The sequence below is a fragment of the Parabacteroides sp. D25 genome (assembly GCF_000307475.1).
Classification (GTDB): Bacteria; Bacteroidota; Bacteroidia; order Bacteroidales; family Tannerellaceae; genus Parabacteroides; species Parabacteroides distasonis.
In genome coordinates, this window is the sequence record NZ_JH976502.1 from 521,630 (window position 1) to 543,207 (window position 21,578).

At 45.2% G+C, this 21,578-nt stretch carries 19 protein-coding genes and 2 tRNA genes; 7 read left to right on the plus strand and 14 right to left on the minus strand.

What is annotated here, in order from left to right:
- Positions 1–29: 29 nt before the first annotated feature.
- Genes HMPREF0999_RS09100 through hisH form a run of 5 tightly spaced genes read right to left on the minus strand, consistent with a single transcriptional unit; the run spans position 30 to position 3,408 of the window.
- A complete protein-coding gene (locus tag HMPREF0999_RS09100) occupies positions 30–707 on the minus strand; it encodes a cell division ATP-binding protein FtsE (RefSeq protein WP_005854551.1) in 678 nt (225 codons plus the stop codon).
- An 8-nt stretch (positions 708–715) separates the two neighbouring features.
- A complete protein-coding gene (gene hisIE / locus HMPREF0999_RS09105; RefSeq protein ID WP_005854554.1) occupies positions 716–1,312 on the minus strand; it encodes a bifunctional phosphoribosyl-AMP cyclohydrolase/phosphoribosyl-ATP diphosphatase HisIE in 597 nt (198 codons plus the stop codon).
- Positions 1,313–1,328: 16 nt separating this feature from the next.
- Entirely contained in the window at positions 1,329–2,084 is a 756-nt protein-coding gene (gene hisF, locus HMPREF0999_RS09110; protein WP_009275763.1) for an imidazole glycerol phosphate synthase subunit HisF, read from the minus strand.
- Positions 2,085–2,101: 17 nt separating this feature from the next.
- The gene (gene hisA / locus HMPREF0999_RS09115) at positions 2,102–2,821 is read right to left on the minus strand and encodes a 1-(5-phosphoribosyl)-5-[(5-phosphoribosylamino)methylideneamino]imidazole-4-carboxamide isomerase (protein ID WP_009275764.1); all 720 of its coding nucleotides are present in this window, start codon (positions 2,819–2,821) and stop codon (positions 2,102–2,104) included.
- Positions 2,818–3,408 (minus strand): imidazole glycerol phosphate synthase subunit HisH, encoded by a 591-nt coding sequence (hisH, locus tag HMPREF0999_RS09120; protein ID WP_005854561.1) that lies wholly within the window; start codon positions 3,406–3,408, stop codon positions 2,818–2,820. Before hisH ends, hisA begins: the two co-directional genes overlap by 4 nt.
- A 269-nt stretch (positions 3,409–3,677) precedes the next feature.
- On the opposite strand from hisH, the gene HMPREF0999_RS09125 reads away from it, so the two are divergent.
- A tRNA-Asp gene (locus tag HMPREF0999_RS09125) sits at positions 3,678–3,751 on the plus strand.
- Between the two features lie 33 nt (positions 3,752–3,784).
- Positions 3,785–3,858 (plus strand) — tRNA-Asp (locus HMPREF0999_RS09130).
- Positions 3,859–4,668: 810 nt separating this feature from the next.
- Here the strand turns inward: HMPREF0999_RS09130 and HMPREF0999_RS09140 are convergent.
- The 6 genes from HMPREF0999_RS09140 to HMPREF0999_RS09165 form a co-directional block, all read right to left on the minus strand.
- On the minus strand, positions 4,669–5,076 hold the full coding sequence (locus HMPREF0999_RS09140; protein WP_005854563.1) for a helix-turn-helix domain-containing protein: 408 nt from the start codon (positions 5,074–5,076) through the stop codon (positions 4,669–4,671).
- Between the two features lie 155 nt (positions 5,077–5,231).
- Positions 5,232–6,065, minus strand: a complete 834-nt coding sequence (locus HMPREF0999_RS09145) for a DNA-formamidopyrimidine glycosylase family protein (RefSeq protein WP_009275766.1) — start codon at positions 6,063–6,065, stop codon at positions 5,232–5,234.
- Positions 6,066–6,152: 87 nt separating this feature from the next.
- Positions 6,153–7,142: a fimbrillin family protein gene (locus HMPREF0999_RS09150; protein WP_009275767.1), complete on the minus strand. Its 990-nt coding sequence runs from the start codon at positions 7,140–7,142 to the stop codon at positions 6,153–6,155.
- 43 nt (positions 7,143–7,185) lie between these two features.
- Positions 7,186–7,650 carry a YybH family protein gene (locus tag HMPREF0999_RS09155; protein WP_009275768.1) on the minus strand — a complete coding sequence of 155 codons (465 nt, stop codon included), beginning with the start codon at positions 7,648–7,650 and terminating at the stop codon, positions 7,186–7,188.
- An 83-nt stretch (positions 7,651–7,733) separates the two neighbouring features.
- The gene (locus HMPREF0999_RS09160; RefSeq protein ID WP_009018144.1) at positions 7,734–8,612 is read right to left on the minus strand and encodes an AraC family transcriptional regulator; all 879 of its coding nucleotides are present in this window, start codon (positions 8,610–8,612) and stop codon (positions 7,734–7,736) included.
- Positions 8,613–8,625: 13 nt separating this feature from the next.
- Positions 8,626–9,795 carry an esterase gene (locus tag HMPREF0999_RS09165; RefSeq protein WP_009275769.1) on the minus strand — a complete coding sequence of 390 codons (1,170 nt, stop codon included), beginning with the start codon at positions 9,793–9,795 and terminating at the stop codon, positions 8,626–8,628.
- 347 nt (positions 9,796–10,142) lie between these two features.
- On the opposite strand from HMPREF0999_RS09165, the gene HMPREF0999_RS09170 reads away from it, so the two are divergent.
- Positions 10,143–11,525, plus strand: a complete 1,383-nt coding sequence (locus HMPREF0999_RS09170; protein WP_008780105.1) for an OmpP1/FadL family transporter — start codon at positions 10,143–10,145, stop codon at positions 11,523–11,525.
- Positions 11,526–11,741: 216 nt separating this feature from the next.
- Here the strand turns inward: HMPREF0999_RS09170 and glgP are convergent, their stop codons facing one another.
- Entirely contained in the window at positions 11,742–14,312 is a 2,571-nt protein-coding gene (glgP, locus tag HMPREF0999_RS09175; RefSeq protein WP_009275770.1) for an alpha-glucan family phosphorylase, read from the minus strand.
- A gap of 72 nt (positions 14,313–14,384) precedes the next feature.
- Complete coding sequence (locus tag HMPREF0999_RS09180) at positions 14,385–16,043, minus strand: glycosyltransferase (RefSeq protein WP_009275771.1); 1,659 nt, start codon at positions 16,041–16,043, stop codon at positions 14,385–14,387.
- Between the two features lie 128 nt (positions 16,044–16,171).
- On the opposite strand from HMPREF0999_RS09180, the gene HMPREF0999_RS09185 reads away from it, so the two are divergent.
- The 4 genes from HMPREF0999_RS09185 (at position 16,172) to HMPREF0999_RS09200 (ending at position 19,225) form a co-directional block, all read left to right on the plus strand.
- On the plus strand, positions 16,172–16,462 hold the full coding sequence (locus tag HMPREF0999_RS09185) for a hypothetical protein (RefSeq protein ID WP_009275772.1): 291 nt from the start codon (positions 16,172–16,174) through the stop codon (positions 16,460–16,462).
- Between the two features lie 2 nt (positions 16,463–16,464).
- Positions 16,465–17,013, plus strand: coding sequence for a 1-acyl-sn-glycerol-3-phosphate acyltransferase (locus HMPREF0999_RS09190; RefSeq protein WP_008773478.1), 549 nt, complete (start codon positions 16,465–16,467; stop codon positions 17,011–17,013).
- Positions 17,014–17,168: 155 nt separating this feature from the next.
- Complete coding sequence (locus HMPREF0999_RS09195; RefSeq protein WP_009275773.1) at positions 17,169–17,954, plus strand: amidohydrolase; 786 nt, start codon at positions 17,169–17,171, stop codon at positions 17,952–17,954.
- 20 nt (positions 17,955–17,974) lie between these two features.
- On the plus strand, positions 17,975–19,225 hold the full coding sequence (locus tag HMPREF0999_RS09200; protein ID WP_009275774.1) for an MFS transporter: 1,251 nt from the start codon (positions 17,975–17,977) through the stop codon (positions 19,223–19,225).
- A 2-nt stretch (positions 19,226–19,227) separates the two neighbouring features.
- Here HMPREF0999_RS09200 and HMPREF0999_RS09205 read toward each other — a convergent pair whose 3' ends face one another.
- Complete coding sequence (locus HMPREF0999_RS09205) at positions 19,228–21,534, minus strand: sensor histidine kinase (protein ID WP_009275775.1); 2,307 nt, start codon at positions 21,532–21,534, stop codon at positions 19,228–19,230.
- Positions 21,535–21,578 lie beyond the last annotated feature (44 nt).

Consider the following 21,578-nt stretch of genomic DNA (forward strand, 5'->3'; position numbering starts at 1 on the left):
TCGAATGCGACCGCAAAGTTACAAAAAAATTATTCTCTGACATCACTTAGACAGGCATTCTCGCATTTTACTATGCGGGCAGGATAATTATGCACGATCGTATAGTTATGAGTGGTCATAATCACCGCCGTTCCCTGCTGGCAGATGTCGTGTAAGAGTTGTACGATTTGTCCGCTCGTCTCCGGGTCCAAGTTGCCGGTCGGCTCATCCGCCAGTATCAACTTGGGGTTGTTCAGAAGGGCACGGGCAATAACGATACGTTGTTGTTCCCCGCCGGATAGCTCATGCGGCATTTTATAGCCTTTGTCTTGCATGCCTACCTGACGGAGCACGTTGTCTATCCGTTCCTTGATCTCGCTTTTCTTTTTCCATCCGGTGGCTTTCAGCACGAATTCCAGATTCTTGGAGACGGAACGGTCGGTCAACAATTGGAAATCTTGGAAGACGATACCTAGTTTCCTACGCAAATAAGGGATATCCTTCCGCTTCATCTTGGTGAGGTTGTAATCCATGATACGTGCCTCGCCTCGCAAGATCGGTATCTCGCAATACAAGGACTTGAGCAGGCTGCTTTTACCGGAGCCTACCTTCCCGATCACATATACGAACTCTCCGTTACGAAGCGTGAGGCATGCGTCGTGTAATACCCTGTTTTCCTCACGGCATATCTCCACGTTCTCTAATTTGAGTAGAATATCTTCTTCCATAGAATTTATCAACCTTTATGTCTTTTCTTTAATTCACGGGCGAGGTCTTCCAGACGAAGTCCCTTGCTTGTCAATAATACGATTAAGTGGTAAACCAAGTCGGATGCCTCATAGATGAAGCCGTCCTCGGTTCCGTTGGTCGCCTCGATAACGGTCTCTACCGCTTCTTCGCCGACTTTCTGGGCCATGCGATTCACGCCTTTCTGGAATAAGGTAGTCGTATAGGAACCTTCCGGCATTTCTTGACGGCGACGCTCGATGAAGTTCTGCAAGTATTTCAAGAACATGATATCCTCTACGTTCTTCTCGCCGAAACAAGTATCCGCTCCCGTATGACAAACCGGTCCGGCTGGAATCGCCTTGATCAATAATGTATCGTTGTCGCAATCCGCCGTGATGCTAACTACCTGCAACGTATTTCCGCTACTCTCTCCCTTCATCCACAAACGGTTTTTCGTGCGGCTAAAGAATGTAACCTTACCCGTACTTACTGTCTCATCATAAGCTTCTTGATTCATGAAGCCCAACATTAATACCTTACTCGTGTTGTTGTCTTGTACGATAGCGGGTATTAATCCGCCCATTTTCTCGAAATCTAATTTCATCTTTATATATAATGTGTTATATCCTTACATTGATCCCCTCGTCCTTGAGGTATTGCTTCAAGTCGCTAATCCGTATCTCGCCGAAATGGAAAACGCTGGCCGCTAAAGCCGCGCCCGCTTTCCCGTTGGAAAACGTATCCCGGAAATGTTCCATCTTTCCCGCTCCACCGGAGGCGATAACCGGGATATGCAACGTATCGGCCAAGGTAGCCAGAGCGTCGTTCGCGTATCCGTCTTTTACGCCATCGTGCGTCATACTGGTGAAAAGGATCTCGCCGGCGCCACGGCTTTCCGCTTCCGAGGCCCATTGAAACAAATACTTATCCGTCGGGACACGCCCTCCGTTTAGATAGCATAGCCAGTCATTGTTCTCAAAATTAGCGTCGATAGCGACTACGCATACCTGACTACCAAAGTTCTTGGCGATCTCCTCGATTAATGCCGGGTTACGTAAAGCCGCCGAGTTGATCGAGACCTTATCGGCGCCAGCGCTAAGCAAACGATCCACGTCCTTCAATTCGTTGATACCTCCACCCACGGTAAAAGGGATGCTGATATGGGCCGCCACTTGTTTTACCAACTCGGTGAAAGTCTTTCGCCCCTCGTGTGAGGCGGTAATATCCAAGTACACTAATTCGTCGGCCCCTTCACGGCTGTACTGGGCGCCCAACTCCACGGGGTCTCCAGCGTCGCGAAAGTTCACGAAGTTGATGCCTTTTACGGTCTTTCCATCCTTTATATCCAGACAGGGAACAATTCTCTTGGCTAGCATATATCTATTTTATTATTTCAAGTAAAACGAAGTAAATCTTTCAACTGGATCTTCCCCTCATAAATGGCCTTGCCGAAAATGACAGCGGGAATCCCAGCCTCAGATAATTTCTCAATATCCTCGATCGAGCTTACGCCACCGCTCGCTATGATATAAAGGAAGGGGATCTCGTCCCGTATCTCTTTATATAAATCGATAGCCGGGCCTTGCAGCATACCATCCCGTGCGATATCCGTGCAGATCACCTTGGTAATCCCCTTGTCGTAATATCCTTTGATAAAAGGAACCAACTCTTGGCTGGTCGTTTCCTCCCAACCGCTGATGGCGATCTTCTTTTCCTTGGCATCGGCCCCTAATATGATTTTCTCGCTACCGAACTTGCTGATCCAAGAGGTGAACATTTCCGGGTTCTTCACGGCGATACTGCCTCCGGTTACCATCTGGGCGCCGCTTTCGAAGGCGATCTCCAGATCATCCTCTTGTTTCAAGCCCCCTCCGAAATCAATGATCAAGGAAGTCCGGGTCGCTATCCGCTCAAGGATACGGTAGTTGATGATGCGTCCTTCACGGGCTCCATCCAAATCTACCACATGCAAACGCCGGATGCCGTTACCCTCGAACATCTTGGCCACCTCCAGAGGATCTTCGTTGTAAACCTTCTTGGTCGCGTAATCTCCTTGCGTCAACCGGACGCATTTGCCATCTATTATATCTATAGCGGGAATAAGCTCAATCATATCTTTAAAAAGTTTTTCAATATAACCTCTCCTACCGATCCACTTTTTTCCGGATGGAACTGTGTCGCGTAGAAGTTGTCCTTATGTAAAGCGGCGCTGAACGGAAGGATGTAATCGGTCGTAGCCGCCGTATATTCATTTACAGGTACATAATAACTATGTACGAAGTAAACAAATTTGTTCTCCAATCGCTCATTGAATAGGCCGCTTTTAACGTTTGTCAAAGTATTCCAACCCATGTGAGGAACCTTGTCCTCATGCTTTCGCGGAATGAAACGTTTCACTTCCGTAGGGAAGATCCCCAAGCAATCCGCGTTTCCCTCCTCTGAACGCATGCACATCAATTGCATGCCGAGGCATATCCCGAGTACCGGTTGCTTTAGGTTCAAGATCACCTGATCCAATTTATGCTCCCTTAAATACTCCATGGTCGTGAAAGCTTCACCTACTCCGGGAAAGATAACCTTATCCGCTTTATTTAATAATTCCGGATCAGCCGTGATGATCGGGGTAACGCCCAACCGCTTCAAAGCGTAATCTACCGAGTAGATGTTTCCGGCATTATATTTAATAATGGCAACGTCCATTGTTGTTAAGCATTTATATTGAGTTGCAAAAGTAACAAATTATCATTACATAATTATGAATGGCGATTGAAAAGTTCCAAAATGAAATGTATTTGTGATAAACTGGTGTGATCGGGAAGGGGAAATAAAGAAAGGGACGATCGCTTATGTGGACCTATGGAAAGAATATTTCAGCGAAAAGTTGATTTTTTTTACTCCAGCTATTGCAGGTTTAAAAATAATACTTACCTTTGCACCGCAATCGAGAGAGATAGCGATAAAAGAAAAGAGGTTCGGTAGTTCAGCTGGTTAGAATACATGCCTGTCACGCATGGGGTCGCGGGTTCGAGTCCCGTCCGGACCGCCTCTTTTTCAAAATTATTATGGATTATAAAATGGTTCGGTAGTTCAGCTGGTTAGAATACATGCCTGTCACGCATGGGGTCGCGGGTTCGAGTCCCGTCCGGACCGCTTTCAAAGAAAGTAAAATAAAGTAAAGCTCTGTAATTTAAAGATTACAGGGCTTTTTCTTTTTCCTCACTTATCAAGAATGACGGCTCACCTGCAAAACTCTATGTTTGTAAAACACTCGCAAAAGCAGGGGGCGGCAATCTGTTTTGCGGTTGGCTTCAATGATGTTGTAAGCGAAAATGCGATAACCTTGACGTTTTGTTTGAAAATCCGGGATTATGATGACAGGGCCTTTTTGCGAATAGAAGAAATAGGGAGTGCTTTATGTTCAAATTATCCATTTTACCCTGTTTTTTTGCATGAATATCTCTGTTGGGAGACGAAAGTAATGGGATTAGGTAACGCGAAAGCCAGTGTTAGGCAACGCTACCGTATGTGTTTGGCGATACATACGGTAGGAATTGGGTACGCAACCTATAGGAATGGACGATGCATCCGTATGAAAAGCACCTTTCTCCTGCATAAATAGGAGATAGGATGAATTAATCTCGCTAGAATGAAAGGGTATATTTAAGCAAAGTGCTATAATACAATTGATTGCTGATATTTTTTCTCGTATTTGGTAACAGCATGTACCTTTGCCCGGAAAAAACGATTCTCCGGGGCTTCAGATTACATATTGTCATATTGTCAATTTGAGCGTATTACTTATCTTTTGAGTCCCTACCGTTGTAGAGACATATGCTATATATCCCACTATCCTGATAGAATCTTAAAGTTTCCATTTCGAGGGGATGAGACGCAGCACGCTACGTCTCTACAACAAGGCGACAAATTATATATATTAGCTGCGATTTGCTGGGACAAATCTTACATCTTGTCCTTTACTATTTCCTTCAGTAATTCGATTACGCTGTCTTTCTCTTTTAGCATTCGCTCATATAAGGCGTTTTTCTCGTTGTATAGTTCGATAACTTTATCGATCGGATTGAATGTCGGATTATTAAATATTGAACCTGCTTTATCATATAAGGTGCTAGAGACAATATTAATAGACGCAGCGTTATCAAGTTCCGTAATGGCTTCCACCGGAATGTTCAAGGCTACGGCGATCTTATCCAAGATCTCCTGTTCCAGCGTCTCTTTTTTCTCATAGCCAGAGAGGGTCGCCTGCGATACTCCTATTTCTTCCGCAAGAACGTCTTGATTTACATTACGCCATTCTCTCCACCGGCGTATATTAGCCCCATGGTTACATTTCTTCGCTGTCGTTTGCATTGCTTAATTAGTATATAATATTCAATCAGACAAAAGTATGAATTTAATTTGGGTGATGCTTGTTTGATAGAGTAATATTTTATCTGGTGGAGATAAATATATTATGTATCATTGCGATAGGACGTATTCCGATCCCTGCTTATGCGGATCTATTATTAATTTACCGCACTAGGCTGGCAATGCGGGCAATAGTAAATGCTGCCTCCGAGGTAAGCCTCTTTCTGTATCCGTTCGCCACAGACGGGGCAAGGGTCATGGTAGGTGTTCTTCGATAGGATCGTGCGGTAATTGCCTAAGGCGCCGTATAGATCCTTCTCCGTATCCCGGCCTCCTCGGCAAGTCATCTCTTCCAGCGTGGATTTCACGGTGTTGAAGAGGCTGTCTATATCCTCTTCTGATAAAGTCGATATTTTTCGTTTCGGGGAGATCCGGGCATTGAACAAGATATCTTGGCAGACTCCGTTGCCCAGGCCCGGAATACGTTGCTCGGTGGCGAGTAACGCCTTCGCGGATATATCTTTCTTGAAATTCCGGATGAGACTGATAAAATAGGCTTTATCGAATCTCTCGTCCAACGGACATAGCTTATGGATGCTACCTTGGTAATAGGGATTGTCAAACTCGCCTTTGAAAGCGTAGATGGAACCATACATCGAAACCGTGAAAGCTAGGAACGAGTCGTCCTCGAATACGATCATAAGCTGATATTTCTTCGGGGCCTTTTCCGCGGAGGTATAATAACGCATATTGGTTCCGTCTCCGATCAAGAGGTGGGTATCTGCGTCCATAAGGATGTCCACGAATGCGCCATAGCCTTGGGCGCCTAGGACCGTTCGTCCTACCAGCCTATTGGAGTATTCCGCCGGATCGCCATTATAGAACGTGAAACGGTGAGGACTGTTCGACTCGATAACATGCGCTATCCGTTTACCCTTTAGCGTTTCGCTAGCCTGTTTGCCAATGGTGGCGGATTCGGGAATCTCAATCATATTCGTATTGTTTTTAGAGGTGACGGGGTAAATATAGGCATATTTTCCGTACCAATATTCATTGATACGGAAAATAGGAACCGGACTTTAATTCTGGGTCGGATAAAGGGGCTTTCCTGTCTCGTCCACATCTGTCCAGTCTTTTACGTTGACACTGGCCAAAGTGACCGAATTACCGTTGATTACCGCTTTAAATAAATAAGAGTTTCCCGCTTTCAACTCGCCATCCGGAAGGGGCACTTGGGTGGTGTAGGTACGGGTGCTGTTTTCATTGTCGGCGGATATTTCCAACGTGAGAGTCATGGGAGCCGTATGTCTTATCGGCAACATGATATATTGGGCGGTTAATCCGTTTATCCCCATCTTATCCGCTTTTCCGAAGGCGGTAGCAGGAGTGATGACACCTGTGCCCAGATCCATGGTAGCCCCAACCACAGGAGGAGTGATCATGGCGGAGACCAGTTGGTTGATCGTGATGCCTTCACCGCCGGTTAATTCTACTACGACTTGGGTAGCCACATGCCCATAAACAATCGGTATATTGATTTGGGAGCTATTTACATCCTGTTGTATGGCGCTCCACCAAAGATAATCGATACCGTTGAAGAGGGGTTCGGATACGCCACTCGTGAATGTCGGGGGAATCGTGGAGAAATTGTCGGATACGGCGTAGAAATTATAAGTGCCATTGGAGAGAAACATTTTATATCCGTCACTTCCTGTTAACACCCCGGGAGATGAGGTTATGTAAAGACCTGACGCCTCGGGGCTTCCCTTGGTTCCGGCGTTGCTGTCGAAGACATAAACCCTGCTTTGTATCCCTTTATTCATGGGAGACATGGAACGTAATAGGTTCCGGCCCTCCACGGAGGCGTTGAAAGTCACCAACGTACTGTTTCCCGGGTCCTCGTTTCCCGAAGAGCCGTTTGGGGTTGTTCCATCCTCAAAAATAATCGTGTTCTTGTTGCATCCGGCGAGGAGTAACAGGAACATCGTGCTAAATGTAAGCGCATTTGCCGCTTTCAGTAAATTCCGTATCATATAATTTGTGTTTAGTGAATAGTCTATATAATACATTTTGCGAACCGTTTTGGTTCAGAAAGCGGCAAATGTTTTAACCTTAATCTATCGGTTTCACGTAAGACCAGTGGGTTTGTATGATCTTCCATTGGTTGTCGGGGTTGCGTCTGTAAACCTCGGTGCAGTTCCATTTTATTACCTTGTCGGATAAGTAGCAATCAAGGTTGAACGTGAGAACCGCTATGTTTTGCGTGACTTGTACGATCGGGCGGATCATGTCGAAATGATCCGCCGGAGGAAGTTGCATACCTTTATAATAAGTGCGCAGTTGTTCCAATCCCTCTATTTTCGTCTCTAGGGAAGGATCGAAGTAAATCACGTCGGTGTCTGAAAGCTCTACGAATGCCATCGGGTCGGTCGAGGCTAGGGCCTCTTTTTCAAGGGAGATGATCATCTCCGGGATGTTCTCGTTTAATGTTTTGTTCTCCATATTCTTTTGTTGTGCGTTAGTGGATAACGTGCTTCCTAATATGGGAGCCGCTATCCATGATTTGTATTGTCTCATGATGCTTTATTTATTGATAGAGGCAAAATTAGACATACCGAATGGAGTTCGTATAATACGTATAAAGGAGGAAATAGTACTTTTTACGGTTTTGTATTCCTGCGATAGTTTAGCGGGGTCATGTTTGTTTGGGAACGAAATAGACGGATGAAATAGGATGGATCCTCGTAACCTAGAGCTTCCGTTATGGCGGATATAGGCAAGTCTGTATAAGTCAATAGCCGTTTACTCTCGATCAGTATTTTATTTAAGATATATTGTTTTGCGCTGATACCCGTAGCGTTTTTCACGATCTCATTCAGATAGTTCGGGGTGATGCAAAGCCGATCGGCATAGCTCCGGATGGAATGATCTTGCTTGAAGGAATGGTTTACTAACTCGATAAATCGGTCTACATAGATGCTTTTAGATCGGGCGTTTGTGTCTGGAGGTAAAGCGTTCGAGCTAGCGTATAGCCTGTTGAGCAACATTAATGTCTCGTACAACAAGGCCCGGAGCAAGTGTTTGTCTTTCGACTGATAGTCCTTGATCTCTTTATCGATCTCCGAGATCAACTCGGAGATGCGGCCATAGGCTTTCTTGTCGAGACTGAGCTTGGAAGACCGTCTTTCCGTATGGAAATAAGAGAGGTTCCGGAGAAATGCCGGATCATTGAAAAAAGAGAGCAGGAACTCTTCCTCAAAGATAAGAGCGAATCCGTCTTGTATCGTTTTATCGTCCCATTTACGTATTTCGCCGGGCCGGGTAAAGATGATATCTTGAGGCTTTACCCGGTTCGCTTGATGATCGATAAGGAATTCTCCCTCCCCGCTAGTGATCAATGTTATATCGTAATACGTCAATATATGTACGGGTTGTTCCTTGAGATACTTCTTGATCGTGTTCAAGGGAACGACGTCGATAAGTAGCTCATCGCCGTATTTGTGTTTATAGAAGTCGTATTGCGGTATATTATGATTCATCTGCTCATGTTTTTTATTTGAAAAGCATAGGAGCGAATTGGAGGAGATAAGCCCGCCAATTGGCCCAGATATGCCCTCGGGTGGATTCTACGTACTGGTATTTCATACCTAGGCTATCCATTCGCTGGCGGAATTGCTGGTTTGCGTCGTACAGGAAATCGTCCTTTCCGATACCGATCCAGAACAATTGATAACCGGATCTCTTGAGGTTTCCTAACTTCTCGTCGAGATTCGTGTACATCGGGCTATTGGGGTCTACACCATTGGCGCTGAGTCCGGCGGAGAAAAGTCCTATATAGTTAAAATAGTCCGGATAATTCAATGATATATATAATGTATGGAAACCACCCATCGAAAGTCCGGCTATGGCCCGGTGTCGCTTATCCGGGATCGTACGGTAACGGTTATCGATGAAATGAATGATCTCGGTGAAACTCTTCTCGTACGAGCCATCCTTATAACCGGGGAAGCTGTTGCTCATGGCCGGCTTGTAATTCAGGTTATCGGGCGTTTCGCCGGGAGCGGCCTGTTTGCTGGGATTACCGTTTGGCATAACGACAAGCATTGGCTGTATCTTGCCTTCGGCAATCAAGTTATCCATGATACGGGCGGTACGGCCAAGCTCCAGCCAAGCGTTCTCGTCACCGCCACTGCCATGTAACAGGTACAGAACGGGATAAGACTGGATGTTCTTATCGTAAAAAGGAGGCGTATAAACGCTAAGTCTTCGTTCGCTCCCGAGGATGTCCGAGTGATACCAAGTGGTTGTAACATTGCCATGAGGTACGTCACGTACTTGATAATAATCGCCATTTCCCCCGTTGATATAGAACAGGCTGAACAAGGTGCCTACGTCACGGCAAGAGAATGGGTTGTTTGGGGCGATGTTATAAATACCATCTATATTTAAACGATAGGTGTACATTTCGGATGGCAGTGGGGGAGTCGTATAGCTCCATGTACCGTTTTTCCCTTTCGTCATCTGGCCATTGCCCTCGCTGGCTTCCCAGTCTCCTTTTACGGAGACGGACTTCGCTTTTGGGGCTTCTACATAGAAAGTGACGCTATTGTCTGGGTTGATCACGAGAGGTTCTACCTTATCGGTCTTGAATCCTACGTTCTGTTGGGCGAAAGCCATGGATAGCGGCAGTAAGAGAGCCGCGAGTAATGCTAGTCTTTTCATCTTATCTATACGGTTTAAAGAATTAAGTTATAGAGACAAATATACGATTTATTTCGGAAAAATAGAAGTTATACTTACTTGGCACTTGTAGTATATCTTTTTGGGTAAAGTAAGTATATCTTCTTTAGTACTTGCTGTATATATTCTTTTCTGGTTAGGATGATTCTTGCTGATTATAACTAATACATGATTTCACGTTACTACCTTTGCGGCTCTTCTATTGTTAATTAGTCTTATGTGTTTGCACAGTATTTGTTGTTTTGTGCGGCACATTTTTATTAAAAGTGTGCAGTGTTTGAAAAAAGTATTTATCTTTGCGACCGTTTTGTAATCAAGAAAAGTAAAACATGAAGAAAAAAGTAGTATTAGGTGCGGCATTGATGATGATGCCTTTGGTTTCTTTCGCTGGAGGATATTTGACGAATACGAATCAGCATGCAGCCTTTTTAAGGTCACTTTCGCGAGGTGCTGCAATTGATATAGACGGTGCTTTGTCAAACCCGGCGGGTCTTTCTTTTTTGCCGACAGACGGTTTCCGCGTTGGTGTGAGTATCCAAAGTGCTTTCCAGACCCGGGATATTGATGCCTCTTTCAGTACATACAATGGTTTCGACCCAGTGAATAAGGTGCCGACAGTGAGCGACGTTCCCTATAAAAAGTATTACAAAGGAAAGGCTGCCGCTCCCGTGATTCCGAGTGTTTTTGCGGCTTACAAAAAAGGTGATTGGACGATCTCCGGTTTCTTTGCCATTACGGGTGGAGGTGGTAAGGCTTCGTTTGACGATGGTCTGCCAATGTTCGAATCGGCTGCTATGGCCGGTATCTTCCAGGAAAGTGTAGCGAAATATATAAAGACTGGCGGTCAAAGTCCCATCGTCACGCCGGATATGTATACTATTAACAGTGCGATGGACGGAAAACAGTATATTTATTCCCTACAACTTGGCCTGTCATACAAGATCACGGATTGGCTTTCTGCCTTTGCCGGAGGCCGGATGAACTATTTCTCAGGAAACTATGACGGGTATCTGGATGCAAAATTAAAACAGAATTTTGGTGGAGCAGATTTAATGAACCTGGCTTTGGATTGCGACCAGACAGGTTGGGGGTTGACTCCGGTTTTGGGTGTCGATGTCAAATATGGTAAATTCAATTTCGGAGCTAAATATGAGTTTAAGACGAACTTGAACATCGAAAACAATACCAAGAAGTTGGATTATCCCGACAGTGCGGAAGGTTTGGTTGGCCCTTATAAGCATGGTGTAAATACGCCGAACGATATTCCTTCCATGCTTTCGGTGGCAGCTTCTTATCGGTTTTTGCCCATGTTGAAGGCTTCTGTTGAGTATCACTTCTTCGATGATAAGAAGGCGGGAATGGCCGGTGGAAAGCAGAAGGAACTGGAAAGAGGTACGAATGAGTATCTGTTTGGTATAGAGTGGGATGTTGTCAAGAGATTGACCATTAGCGGTGGCGCTCAAATTACAGATTATGGTTTGTCTGATAATTTCCAAAGTGATGTTAGTTTCTCCTGCGATTCTTATTCGCTGGGCTTTGGTGCTAAAGTGATGTTGAGCGAAAAAATGGCTTTGAACGTGGGATATATGTGGACAACTTACCACGATTATACCAAGAAGATGGACAACTACTGCGGCACGGGACTTCCTGGGCAGAATGTGTATAGCCGCACCAACAAGGTGTTCGGATTAAGTTTGGACTACGCTTTCTAAGCTTGAAAATATTCGTATCCTATTGAAAAAGGAAGCTGCCTGTCGTGTGGCTTCCTTTTTTTAATTCATGGGTATTCAACGGACTATATGAAACCCTATGCATTACGGCTCGTAACCATAGGTTTTAGTCGCTGTAAAGCATAGCTGGGTATGGCATAAAAAAAGAGGGTGCATGACGCATCCTCTTTCTTGATTATTTGTTTTACTTGTTGCCGATTATAACTGAATCCAACGTACATAAGCGAAGTCCATACGGTGAGGCAACTCCTTGTTTACAGGATATACACGGAAGCCTATCTTATGGTTACCAGCCTCGGAAGGAGTGGTCGTTAACTTGAAGAATAACTTGGAGCCTTCTTCCTTCATCAACTCGAACTGAGCGGTATTGATTGGTGACAGCGTGTGTTTCTCCGGATCTTCCTTCATGACAACCATTTCAGCACCTAACATACCTTGTAGTTCATGACGGTCGATTACCAAATTGAAGTTGTATTCTTTTCCTACAACCGGGCCATTCACCGTCAAATCTTGGTCGCAAGTGAAAGATTCCACTTGGAAGCTATCCCAATGTTGCGCAACTTCCTCTTTCCAAGCAGCTAATTGCTTAGCGATCTCGTAGTTGTTAGCGGAAATATGAGCGGAACGAGTAGCCAATTTGTGATAGAAACGATCCTCATAATCGTCCAACATACGTTTCATCGTATAATCCGGAGCGATCTTGGCGATAGAGTTCTTGATATATTGGATCCAGTCCGGAGAGTAACCCTTGCTGTTCTTAGCGTAGTAAGTCGGGATGATCTCAGTTTCCAAGCAATGGTAGATCGTAGCCGCATCCAATTGGTCTTGGTATTGCTGGTTCTCATAAGTACGCTTGTCGGTCAATGCCCAACCTGCGCCTTCTACGTAACCCTCATACCACCAACCGTCAAGAACGGAGAAGTTCAATACACCGTTCATCTCGGCTTTCTCACCGGAAGTACCGGAAGCCTCTAACGGACGAGTCGGCGTGTTCAACCATACGTCTACACCAGAAATCAAACGACGGGCCAAACGCATATCGTAGTTCTCCAAGAAGATGATCTTTCCTAAGAACTCCGGACGGCGAGAGATCTCTACGATGTGTTTGATCAAACCTTGACCACCACCATCAGCTGGGTGAGCCTTACCGGTGAATACGAACTGAATCGGGAATTTCTCATTGTTAACGATCTTAGCCAAACGGTCTAAGTCCGTGAACAACAAGTGCGCACGCTTGTAAGTAGCGAAACGACGACCGAAACCGATCAGCAAGGCATTCGGGTTGATCTTCTCTAGGATAGAAACCACCTTGGAAGGATCACCTTGGTTCTTCAACCAGCTATCTTTATATTGAACACGGATGTAATCAATCAATTTATTCTTCAAGGTCATACGGAGATTCCAGATTTCCTCGTCGGATACATTCTGGATTCCTTCCCAACATTTGCGATTTGATTGATCCTCGAAAAGCTTCGTGCCTAATTTATCCGCATAGAATTTCTTCATCTCCGTAGCGGCCCAAGTCGGCATGTGCACACCGTTCGTTACATAACCAACGTGCAGTTCATCCGGGAAGTAACCTTTCCAAACTGGGGCGAACATACGCTGAGAAACCTTACCGTGCAACCAGCTTACGCCGTTAGCCTCTTGGCAAGTGTTCAAGGCGAATACGCTCATGGAGAATTTCTCGTTAGAGCCCGGGTTCTCACGTCCCATATCGATGAAGTCTTGCCAGCTAATACCTAACTTGCCGGGGAACTCACCCATGTAACGTCCGAACAAACCCTCATCAAAGTAATCGTGACCTGCCGGAACCGGAGTGTGTACCGTATAGAGGGCGGAAGCACGAACTACCTCCAACGCTTGGTTGAATGAAAGGCCGTCGTTCTGGATATAGTCTACCAAACGCTGAGCGTTGATCAAAGCGGCGTGTCCCTCGTTGCAGTGATAAATCTGTTTCTTGATACCTAACTTGTTCAGCATCATGATACCACCGATACCCAACAAATACTCTTGTTTCATACGGTTCTCCCAGTCGCCACCATATAATTGGTGCGTGATGGAACGATCCCATTCGCTGTTCTGAGGAATATCCGTATCCATTAAGTATAAAGGTACACGACCTACGCTAACTTTCCAGATATGAGCGTAAACGGTTCTGCCCGGATAAGGAACTTCCAATACCATCGGCTCTCCGTTCGACTGCAATACCTGAGTCAACGGCAGGGCGTTGAAATTTTGCGGCTCGTAATTGGCGATCTGCTGACCGTCCATGGACAAAGTCTGTGTGAAATATCCGTAACGATACAAGAAACCTACGGCACATAAATCGATATTACTATCGCTGGCCTCTTTCAAGTAGTCACCGGCTAATACTCCCAGACCACCTGAGTAAATCTTTAATACATTGGTCAAACCGTACTCCATGCTGAAGTAGGCTACAGACGGTTGTGTCTTGTCGGGTTTTACATTGATATAAGCTTTGAAATCAGCGTATACCTTTTGGATTTCAGCCATTAACTCCTTATCTGCTAAGATCTCTTCCATACGTTTGTGTGAAAGGCTTTGCAATAGCTGTACAGGGTTACCTTCTGTGGATTTCCAAAGTTGTTTGTCGATCTTGCCAAATAGTTTAGCGCCTTCATGATTCCATACCCACCAAAGATTCGTAGCGATCTCATTAAGTGGTTCCAACTGTTGTGGAAGCTTGGAATGTGAGTAGACGTCCTTCCAAATAGGACTGTTTGCGTTATTCGCCTTAATTTTCATTATCGTGAAGTTTAAAGTGTTTGTCTAAAACGAGTGCAAAGATAGCATTATCTTATTAATTATGAGCAATATTTAACTATTTCTTTCCTCGGCATGCCTCATGGCGATATCGAATGCGGTCAGATAATAGTCGATAAACTTGCTCCATTCAGCTTTTCGAGCGAGATCGAAACAACGCTGTTTGATTTCCTCGATGTCCGTAGCATCCTTTTGGCTGAGAGCCAGGATGGAGTTCATGATAGCGTCCGCTACCTCAAAATAATTGAAATCCGTACGATTAATAACCTCTACGCCTTCGCTAAGGTTATCTCCGGATACCGTTTTCTTCGCCCACATACCGAAACCGGCCAGATTGGTCGTGATCGTCGGTATACCGAAAGCGATACTTTCCAGCGGGGTATATCCCCACGGCTCGTAGTAGGAAGGATATACGGTAGCGTCCATCCCTATCAGCATATCATAATAGGTCTTATTGAAAATACCTCCTTTACCGTCCAAATAACAAGGAACGAATATGATCTTTAGTTTTTCGGATGCCGCGTTCGTGAAGCCGGCGTGGTTGATATAATTCAAGACCTTATCTTCTGGCATATTATGCAACCAGTGCGTAATGAAAGGGATTTGAAGCGGAGAGGTCGTCTTTATGTCCTGCTCGATCGCCTCTTTTAAATCCGCACGGGCAGCACGTACCCAAGCCGGTACCATGATAAAGGCGACGACCTCACGCTGCAGGCGTCCGGACGTACGTACACGGTTCATCGCCTCGATGAAGACATCGATACCTTTATTTCTGTATTCATAGCGGCCACTGGTGGAAACCAGCAAAGCGTTCGGGTCGATGGAGCAGCCCAATAATTTCTCCGCAACATTAATTAATGTACGACGTGCCTCCTTCCGCTTTTTAGCGTATTCCTTACCCTCGGGTACGAAGTTGGGCTCAAAGCCGTTCGGGGTAACGATATCCGGTGCCTTATCTAATAACTGTTTACATTCACGGGCCGTGATATCGCTTACGGTCGTGAAGCAATCCACGTAATGGGCGGCCTGCTTCTCTACAGAATGCTTGGCCTCCATGTTTAGCTCCTTAGCCATCTGATCGCCGTTGTAACCGTCCATATAAGCGTATAACGCTTTGTTGTTACCGGCGATAGAGCGTCCGATCGATGTGGCATGCGTCGTGAAAAGTGTCGCTATGGCAGGGATTTGCTTTTGAATGTAAAGCGCTCCCATCGCCAACATCCATTCGTTGAATAGGGCGGCGACTTTCTTGTTTTCCAGTTTGTAGAAGTGATAGAAACTCTCTATTACCTTACCGACCGCATACGCAAAGATACAAGACTCATCGTAATCGCCGTAGGCGTGGATGGAGTCAACTCGGAAATTTTCCCACATAGAATAGAAAAAGGCGTCTCGTTCACTGAAGTAGGACTTGAAATCTACCAGTATAACAGGGGGGGTACCCGGTACGTTCCAGCGACCAACCTTAACTTTCAAGTGATCCACTGCCTCGGCGTGCTTTCTCCAATCCTCAAACAAAGATGCGTCTTCCGTAAAATCGGGAGCGGTTGTGTTTGCCCACACATCCGGACCGATGAATATTACTTTGTCGTTAAAAATTTGTTGAAGCGTATGAGCTTTAGTCGATAGTACGGTATAAATACCTCCCACTTTATTACAGACTTCCCAGCTGCTTTCAAAGAGAAACTCTGGCGTCTTTATCATTTCGTTCATATTTGATTTGTTTATAATCAATGATTTCACCGCTGCAAAGATAATTCATTTTATGTTTTTTCTTGGCCTTTCCTCGGTATTTAATAACATATGTTCTATATTTGTGGATAATTAAATATGAAATAATTATGGCTAAAAGAAGAATTTTAAAGAAAGAGATCAGCTACGTGGCTGGTGAATTGTTCACGGAAGCGCTGGTTTGCAAATTGTATATACCCGGAGTAAATCAAGAGAAAGCGGATGCTTTGATGGCTCGTATCCTAGATATGCAAGATTGTTATATCGTTCGTGCCGGACACCCCGACGGCAAGGATAACAAGGCTCTCGTACGGAATTATTATCGCAAATTAAGAGAGGACTTGCAAAACGAGGTTAACGCTATCGCCGACGAGATAGGAGAGTTGAGCAAGGACAAATAGGCATGAAGAAGGCAATTAGTAAGGCGATACTCCGTATGGCGGGGTGGAAGCTGGGCCCGGTGGATGGCGTGGATTTGCCGAAATGTATCGTATGTGTGGCTCCGCATACCAGTAACTGGGATTTTATCGTAGGGAAACTTTTTTATACCTCGATCGGGTGTAACGCCGGTTTCCTGATTAAGAAAGAGTGGTTTTTTTTTCCTTTTAATTTGCTGTTTAACTGGCTGGGTGGTGTTCCGGTGGATCGTGGTAAACGTACGTCGGTGACCGATCAGATGGTGGAACGTTTCAAGACCAGTGAGCGGTTTCAATTGGCCGTCACACCGGAAGGTACCCGGAAGCGGGCCAAGGACTGGAAAAAAGGATTCTATTTTATCGCTTTGAAAGCGAACGTGCCGATCGTGGTGGCTTATTTTGATTATGGAAAGAAAGAGGTTGGCACGAAAGGTGTTTTTTATCCGACAGGTGATGTGGATAAAGATATCCATACGATACGAGAGATGTATCGGGGAGTTACCGCCTGCCATCCTGAGAATTTCGTACAGGTATAGGTTTCATGGTGAAGAAATAAGAGTTTTGCTATAGGAAAACAAAAGTTTTCCCTAGGAGAAACAAAAGTTTTGCTATGAAGAAACTACTGTTTCTTCACCATGAAACTGTTTCCTTGTCACAATATGTCTTTTTATTACCTTAATATCTTTATTCTATGACTGAAGACTTACGTATCAGTATGATACAATCCCATATCATTTGGGAAGACCGTGAAGAGAACTTGGGTTATTATGGCGAACTGTTGCGCCGTGTTAGTGGAAGAACCGATTTAGCGGTATTGCCGGAGACGTTTACTACGGGATTTTCCATGGACGTAGAGAAACAAGCCGATACGATGGATGGACGGACTGTACCGACTATAAAGGAATGGGCTAAGAAATATAAACTGGCCGTGGCTGGAAGTTTTATCGCGAAAGATAACGGAAAGTTCTACAACCGGGCTTTTTTCATCACTCCGGAAGGAGAGGAGTATTATTACGATAAGCGTCATTTGTTCCGTATGGCGGAAGAGGACAAGCATTTCTCGGCGGGCGACAAACGGCTGATCGTGCCCTATAAAGGCTGGAATATCTGTTTGCAGGTTTGTTATGACCTGCGTTTCCCGGTTTGGAGCCGCAACGTGAATAATGAATATGATCTTTTGATTTATGTAGCCAATTGGCCCGAGGCCCGGAAGAAGGCGTGGAAGGCATTGCTGCATGCACGTGCCATCGAGAACATGGCTTATGTCTGTGGCGTGAACCGTGTGGGGGTAGATGGGAAAGGTTTTCTTTTCAGAGGGGATTCCATGATTTATAACGCTAAGGGAAAGAAATTGGCGGATGCCGGAAAACGAGAGGAAATCACCCGGACATGTACCTTGAAGAAGAGCGAGCTGGATGAATTCCGGGCTAAGTTCCCGGCGTGGAAGGATGCGGATGGATTTAGTATTGACTTCTAATCATCTGATTCCTGCTGATTATGGAAAAACGTAGTCCTTGGGCTTGGATCCCGTCTCTTTATTTTGCCGAAGGCTTGCCCTATGTGGTAGTCATGACGCTTTCTGTGATCATGTATAAACGTCTGGGCGTCTCAAATACGGATATCGCCTTATTTACCAGTTGGCTTTATTTTCCTTGGGTGATCAAGCCCATCTGGAGCCCGTTCGTAGACTTGATTAAAACGAAGCGTTGGTGGATTTATAGCATGCAGCTATTGATTGGCGGGGGAATGGCAGGTGTGGCGTTCGTCCTTCCCGGGGATTTCTTTCTGCGGTTTACCTTGGCTTTCTTTTGGTTGATGGCGTTTAGTTCCGCTACGCACGATATCGCCGCAGATGGGTTCTATATGCTGGGCTTGACGGAGGAGCAACAGGCGTTCTTCATCGGTATCCGAAATACGTTCTACAGGGTGGCGATGCTAACCGGACAAGGTCTGCTGGTTATGCTGGCGGGGCTTTTGGAGGAGAGTACCGGGCGGATTTCTTTTGCTTGGAGTCTGGTGTTTTTTGTATTAGCCGGTACCTTTATCGCCTTGGCTTTGTGGCATAAGTATATCTTACCCCGTCCGGCGAGTGACGCGCAACGTACGAATATCACCCCTCATACCATCTTGGTGGAGTTCGGCAATACTTTCGTGAGCTTTTTCAGCAAGAAAGGGATTATCCCGGCTTTGCTTTTTATGCTGACGTATCGTCTGGGGGAATCCCAATTGGTAAAGTTGGCTTCTCCTTTCCTGCTGGATGGGCGGGAGGTTGGCGGGCTGGCGCTCAGTACCGGTGAGGTCGGGTTCGCTTATGGTACGGTGGGAGTGATCTCCTTATTGCTCGGAGGGGTTTTAGGAGGCCTGGCTATATCCCGGAGTGGCTTGAAGACTTGGTTATGGCCTATGGCATTGGCTATCTCCTTGCCGAATCTGGTCTATTTGTATATGGCCTATACGATGCCGGAGAGTATTGTTGTCGTAAACGCTTGTGTCGCTGTCGAGCAATTCGGCTACGGGTTTGGCTTTACGGCTTATACGATGTATCTGATGCTTTTCGCCGAGGGGGAATATAAGACTTCGCATTATGCGATCAGTACCGGTTTCATGGCGTTAGGTATGATGCTACCGGGAATGGCATCGGGATGGATACAGGAGCAGATCGGTTACCAACATTTCTTTATCTGGGTAATGATCTGTTGCATACCTTTATTTATTGTATTGCCGTTCTTGCGTTTCAAGAAAAAATAATCTTATACCGATAATCCGGGAGTGTAGGGAAGGGTCACGATGAATGTGCTACCTTCCCCTTCTTTGGATTCTAGGGTGATATATCCTCCGAAGTGCTCGATGATAATTTGGCAGATCGCCAGTCCGAGGCCTGTCCCTTGCGCAAACTCGTCCAGTTTGTTGAACCGTTCGAATACTTGGGCTTGCTTATCTGCGGGAATGCCTTTGCCCGTATCGGTCACGGAGATCTGGATCCAACGTTTATCTTGCGTATAATCGTATTTAATCAAGATGTATCCTTGCGTCGTGAATTTTGCGGCGTTGTTTATGAGGTTGGTAATCACTTGGGTTAATCGATGTAGGTCCGCTTGGATAATGGCCGGGAGGACCGGCAGTTGTATTTTAAGCGCTACGCCTTGGGGCATCAACAATTGATGGGTGCGGTAGATATGGGATAGTAATTCGTTTAAGTCACAATTCGTGAGGGTAAACGACATCTTACCGGACTCGATGCGGGATAGATCGAGAATGTCATTGATCAATTTCAATAAGAGGTCGCTGTTCTTACTGATAACTTGCATGAACTCATCCCTCTCGTTCGGGCTTATTTCCATATCGCTTGTTAGCAGTTCCGAAAATCCAACGATGGCGTTAAGCGGGGTACGTATCTCATGGCTCATATTGGCGAGGAACGCTGATTTCATTTGGTCCGCTTCCTCGGCCCTTATACGGGCTTTGATAAGATCTTCCTCTACTTCCTTACTTTGTTGGATATTTAAGCAGAGCCCGTTTACTCCGACATTATTGCGGGTGGAGTCTTGTCCATTCTTCGCTTGCGCATATCTGAATTCCCACCATATATGCCCTTTGCCGTTGAAATTATATCGGCGGCGGGTGATCTTACGGGAAGGGAATCCTGTATCAAGCAGGTGCTTATGTTGGATGAAATCTTCCCGGTCTTCAGGGTGGATAGACTCTTGGAATTGCGTGGAGGTGATCGGCTTTATCGGCATATCCAACGACTTATAGAAATCATGGTCGAACTCGAATACGCCGTTGCTGTATCGGAATGCGAAAATATCACCGCTCTCTAAAGCCAACGAGAGGAATTCTTTCTCTTTCCGTAAACTTTCTTGAGCCTGTTTCTTGTGAGAGGCTTCGCGACGGTATTGTACTCTTTGATAGAAAAGTGTCCATAGGATAAATAGGGTTAGAAGAATCCCGCATAGAATAATATATGTTTGATAACGAACCACAAAGGGCATATTCAAGAAGATGCTGTTTTGAGGCAGTTCTTTCCAATCGATACCCCATTTATTTAAAGTCGGGTAATCGAACAGATAGTTTTTGGCGCTTTCCGTTATTTGTGGGAAGCTATTGGCCGGTGTGCCCTTGAGTATGCTGGCAGCTCGTCGTAAGGCTTCTTGGGTTTGGCTCTCTACCGGGGTCATATATCCTCCGATGAAGTCTCCGTCATATCCTACGGATTCGTTGATCGCCGAGAAGCTGGGAAATGAGCAGAACCTACCTAAGGCTATCGAGGTATAATCTCTTTTGGTAGCAAGGTAGGCCTTGTTGTAAGTACTTGTACCTAACCCCCAGATCAAGTTGGAACTGGTGCGGGGTTGAATGGTTTGTATATAGAGGGAATCGAACGGTACTTTTGGGAACCGCACTAAAGAAGAGGATCTCTTTTTATCGGATGGGGATGAATACTGGGGATATTTAAGGTAATCGGGTCTAGCCTTGGAGCATAGCCCTTTTATTTGCTCATCCATATCTTTCAGGATCTTTTTGTCAAGAGCTGTACTATCAGAGACACGTACAATCACGCATTTTCCCATGATTCGCTCAATAAGTTCGACGTTTTTCCGATAGTCCGGCTTATCCCAAAATCCGGATACGTTAGGATACTTTTGAATTAAGGGTATGTTAGGGTAGTTGACTCCGGTAAAAACGATAGGTACGCTATCTAATAAAGGATGTTCGCAAGCCAATAAGGAATAGGTCGCTTGATCATCGTTTACGATTATGATATCAGGCTTCCATAAAGATAACGTATTGAGTTCCGTATATATTCTTTGTTTCTCTTCTGGCGATTGATAAGCTTCGCAATTAAGATAGAACGTGAAGATACTGGCATGAATGCCTTCCTTTTGGAATCCATTTTTAAAAGTCTCTTCTACATCTTTATAGGCTTGAAAGTCCGGCTCATAAGATTGTACTATCAAGATACGCTTTTCCGTGGTTGAGCGTTCGCAAGAATTTGCGACCAATAAAAACAATGGAAGCAACAATAAAAAAAGATAACGATAAGAAGTGTTCGTCATGTGTATAGCTTCAATATAATAGGTACAAATGTATAAAAAGTAAT

What these genes read in the sequence shown, in the direction of transcription:
- HMPREF0999_RS09160 (WP_009018144.1), bottom strand. Translation starts at nt 8,612, where the DNA reads ATGAATCATAATATACCGCAATACGACTTCTATAAACACAAATACGGC.
- HMPREF0999_RS09150 (WP_009275767.1), bottom strand. Translation starts at nt 7,142, where the DNA reads ATGTATTATATAGACTATTCACTAAACACAAATTATATGATACGGAAT.
- glgP (WP_009275770.1), bottom strand. Translation starts at nt 14,312, where the DNA reads ATGAAAATTAAGGCGAATAACGCAAACAGTCCTATTTGGAAGGACGTC.
- HMPREF0999_RS09190 (WP_008773478.1), top strand. Translation starts at nt 16,465, where the DNA reads ATGAAGAAGGCAATTAGTAAGGCGATACTCCGTATGGCGGGGTGGAAG.
- HMPREF0999_RS09195 (WP_009275773.1), top strand. Translation starts at nt 17,169, where the DNA reads ATGACTGAAGACTTACGTATCAGTATGATACAATCCCATATCATTTGG.
- HMPREF0999_RS09145 (WP_009275766.1), bottom strand. Translation starts at nt 6,065, where the DNA reads ATGATTGAGATTCCCGAATCCGCCACCATTGGCAAACAGGCTAGCGAA.
- HMPREF0999_RS09185 (WP_009275772.1), top strand. Translation starts at nt 16,172, where the DNA reads ATGGCTAAAAGAAGAATTTTAAAGAAAGAGATCAGCTACGTGGCTGGT.
- HMPREF0999_RS09200 (WP_009275774.1), top strand. Translation starts at nt 17,975, where the DNA reads ATGGAAAAACGTAGTCCTTGGGCTTGGATCCCGTCTCTTTATTTTGCC.
- hisA (WP_009275764.1), bottom strand. Translation starts at nt 2,821, where the DNA reads ATGATTGAGCTTATTCCCGCTATAGATATAATAGATGGCAAATGCGTC.
- HMPREF0999_RS09170 (WP_008780105.1), top strand. Translation starts at nt 10,143, where the DNA reads ATGAAGAAAAAAGTAGTATTAGGTGCGGCATTGATGATGATGCCTTTG.
- HMPREF0999_RS09155 (WP_009275768.1), bottom strand. Translation starts at nt 7,650, where the DNA reads ATGAGACAATACAAATCATGGATAGCGGCTCCCATATTAGGAAGCACG.
- HMPREF0999_RS09100 (WP_005854551.1), bottom strand. Translation starts at nt 707, where the DNA reads ATGGAAGAAGATATTCTACTCAAATTAGAGAACGTGGAGATATGCCGT.
- HMPREF0999_RS09205 (WP_009275775.1), bottom strand. Translation starts at nt 21,534, where the DNA reads ATGACGAACACTTCTTATCGTTATCTTTTTTTATTGTTGCTTCCATTG.
- HMPREF0999_RS09140 (WP_005854563.1), bottom strand. Translation starts at nt 5,076, where the DNA reads ATGCAAACGACAGCGAAGAAATGTAACCATGGGGCTAATATACGCCGG.
- hisH (WP_005854561.1), bottom strand. Translation starts at nt 3,408, where the DNA reads ATGGACGTTGCCATTATTAAATATAATGCCGGAAACATCTACTCGGTA.
- hisIE (WP_005854554.1), bottom strand. Translation starts at nt 1,312, where the DNA reads ATGAAATTAGATTTCGAGAAAATGGGCGGATTAATACCCGCTATCGTA.
- HMPREF0999_RS09165 (WP_009275769.1), bottom strand. Translation starts at nt 9,795, where the DNA reads ATGAAAAGACTAGCATTACTCGCGGCTCTCTTACTGCCGCTATCCATG.
- HMPREF0999_RS09180 (WP_009275771.1), bottom strand. Translation starts at nt 16,043, where the DNA reads ATGAACGAAATGATAAAGACGCCAGAGTTTCTCTTTGAAAGCAGCTGG.
- hisF (WP_009275763.1), bottom strand. Translation starts at nt 2,084, where the DNA reads ATGCTAGCCAAGAGAATTGTTCCCTGTCTGGATATAAAGGATGGAAAG.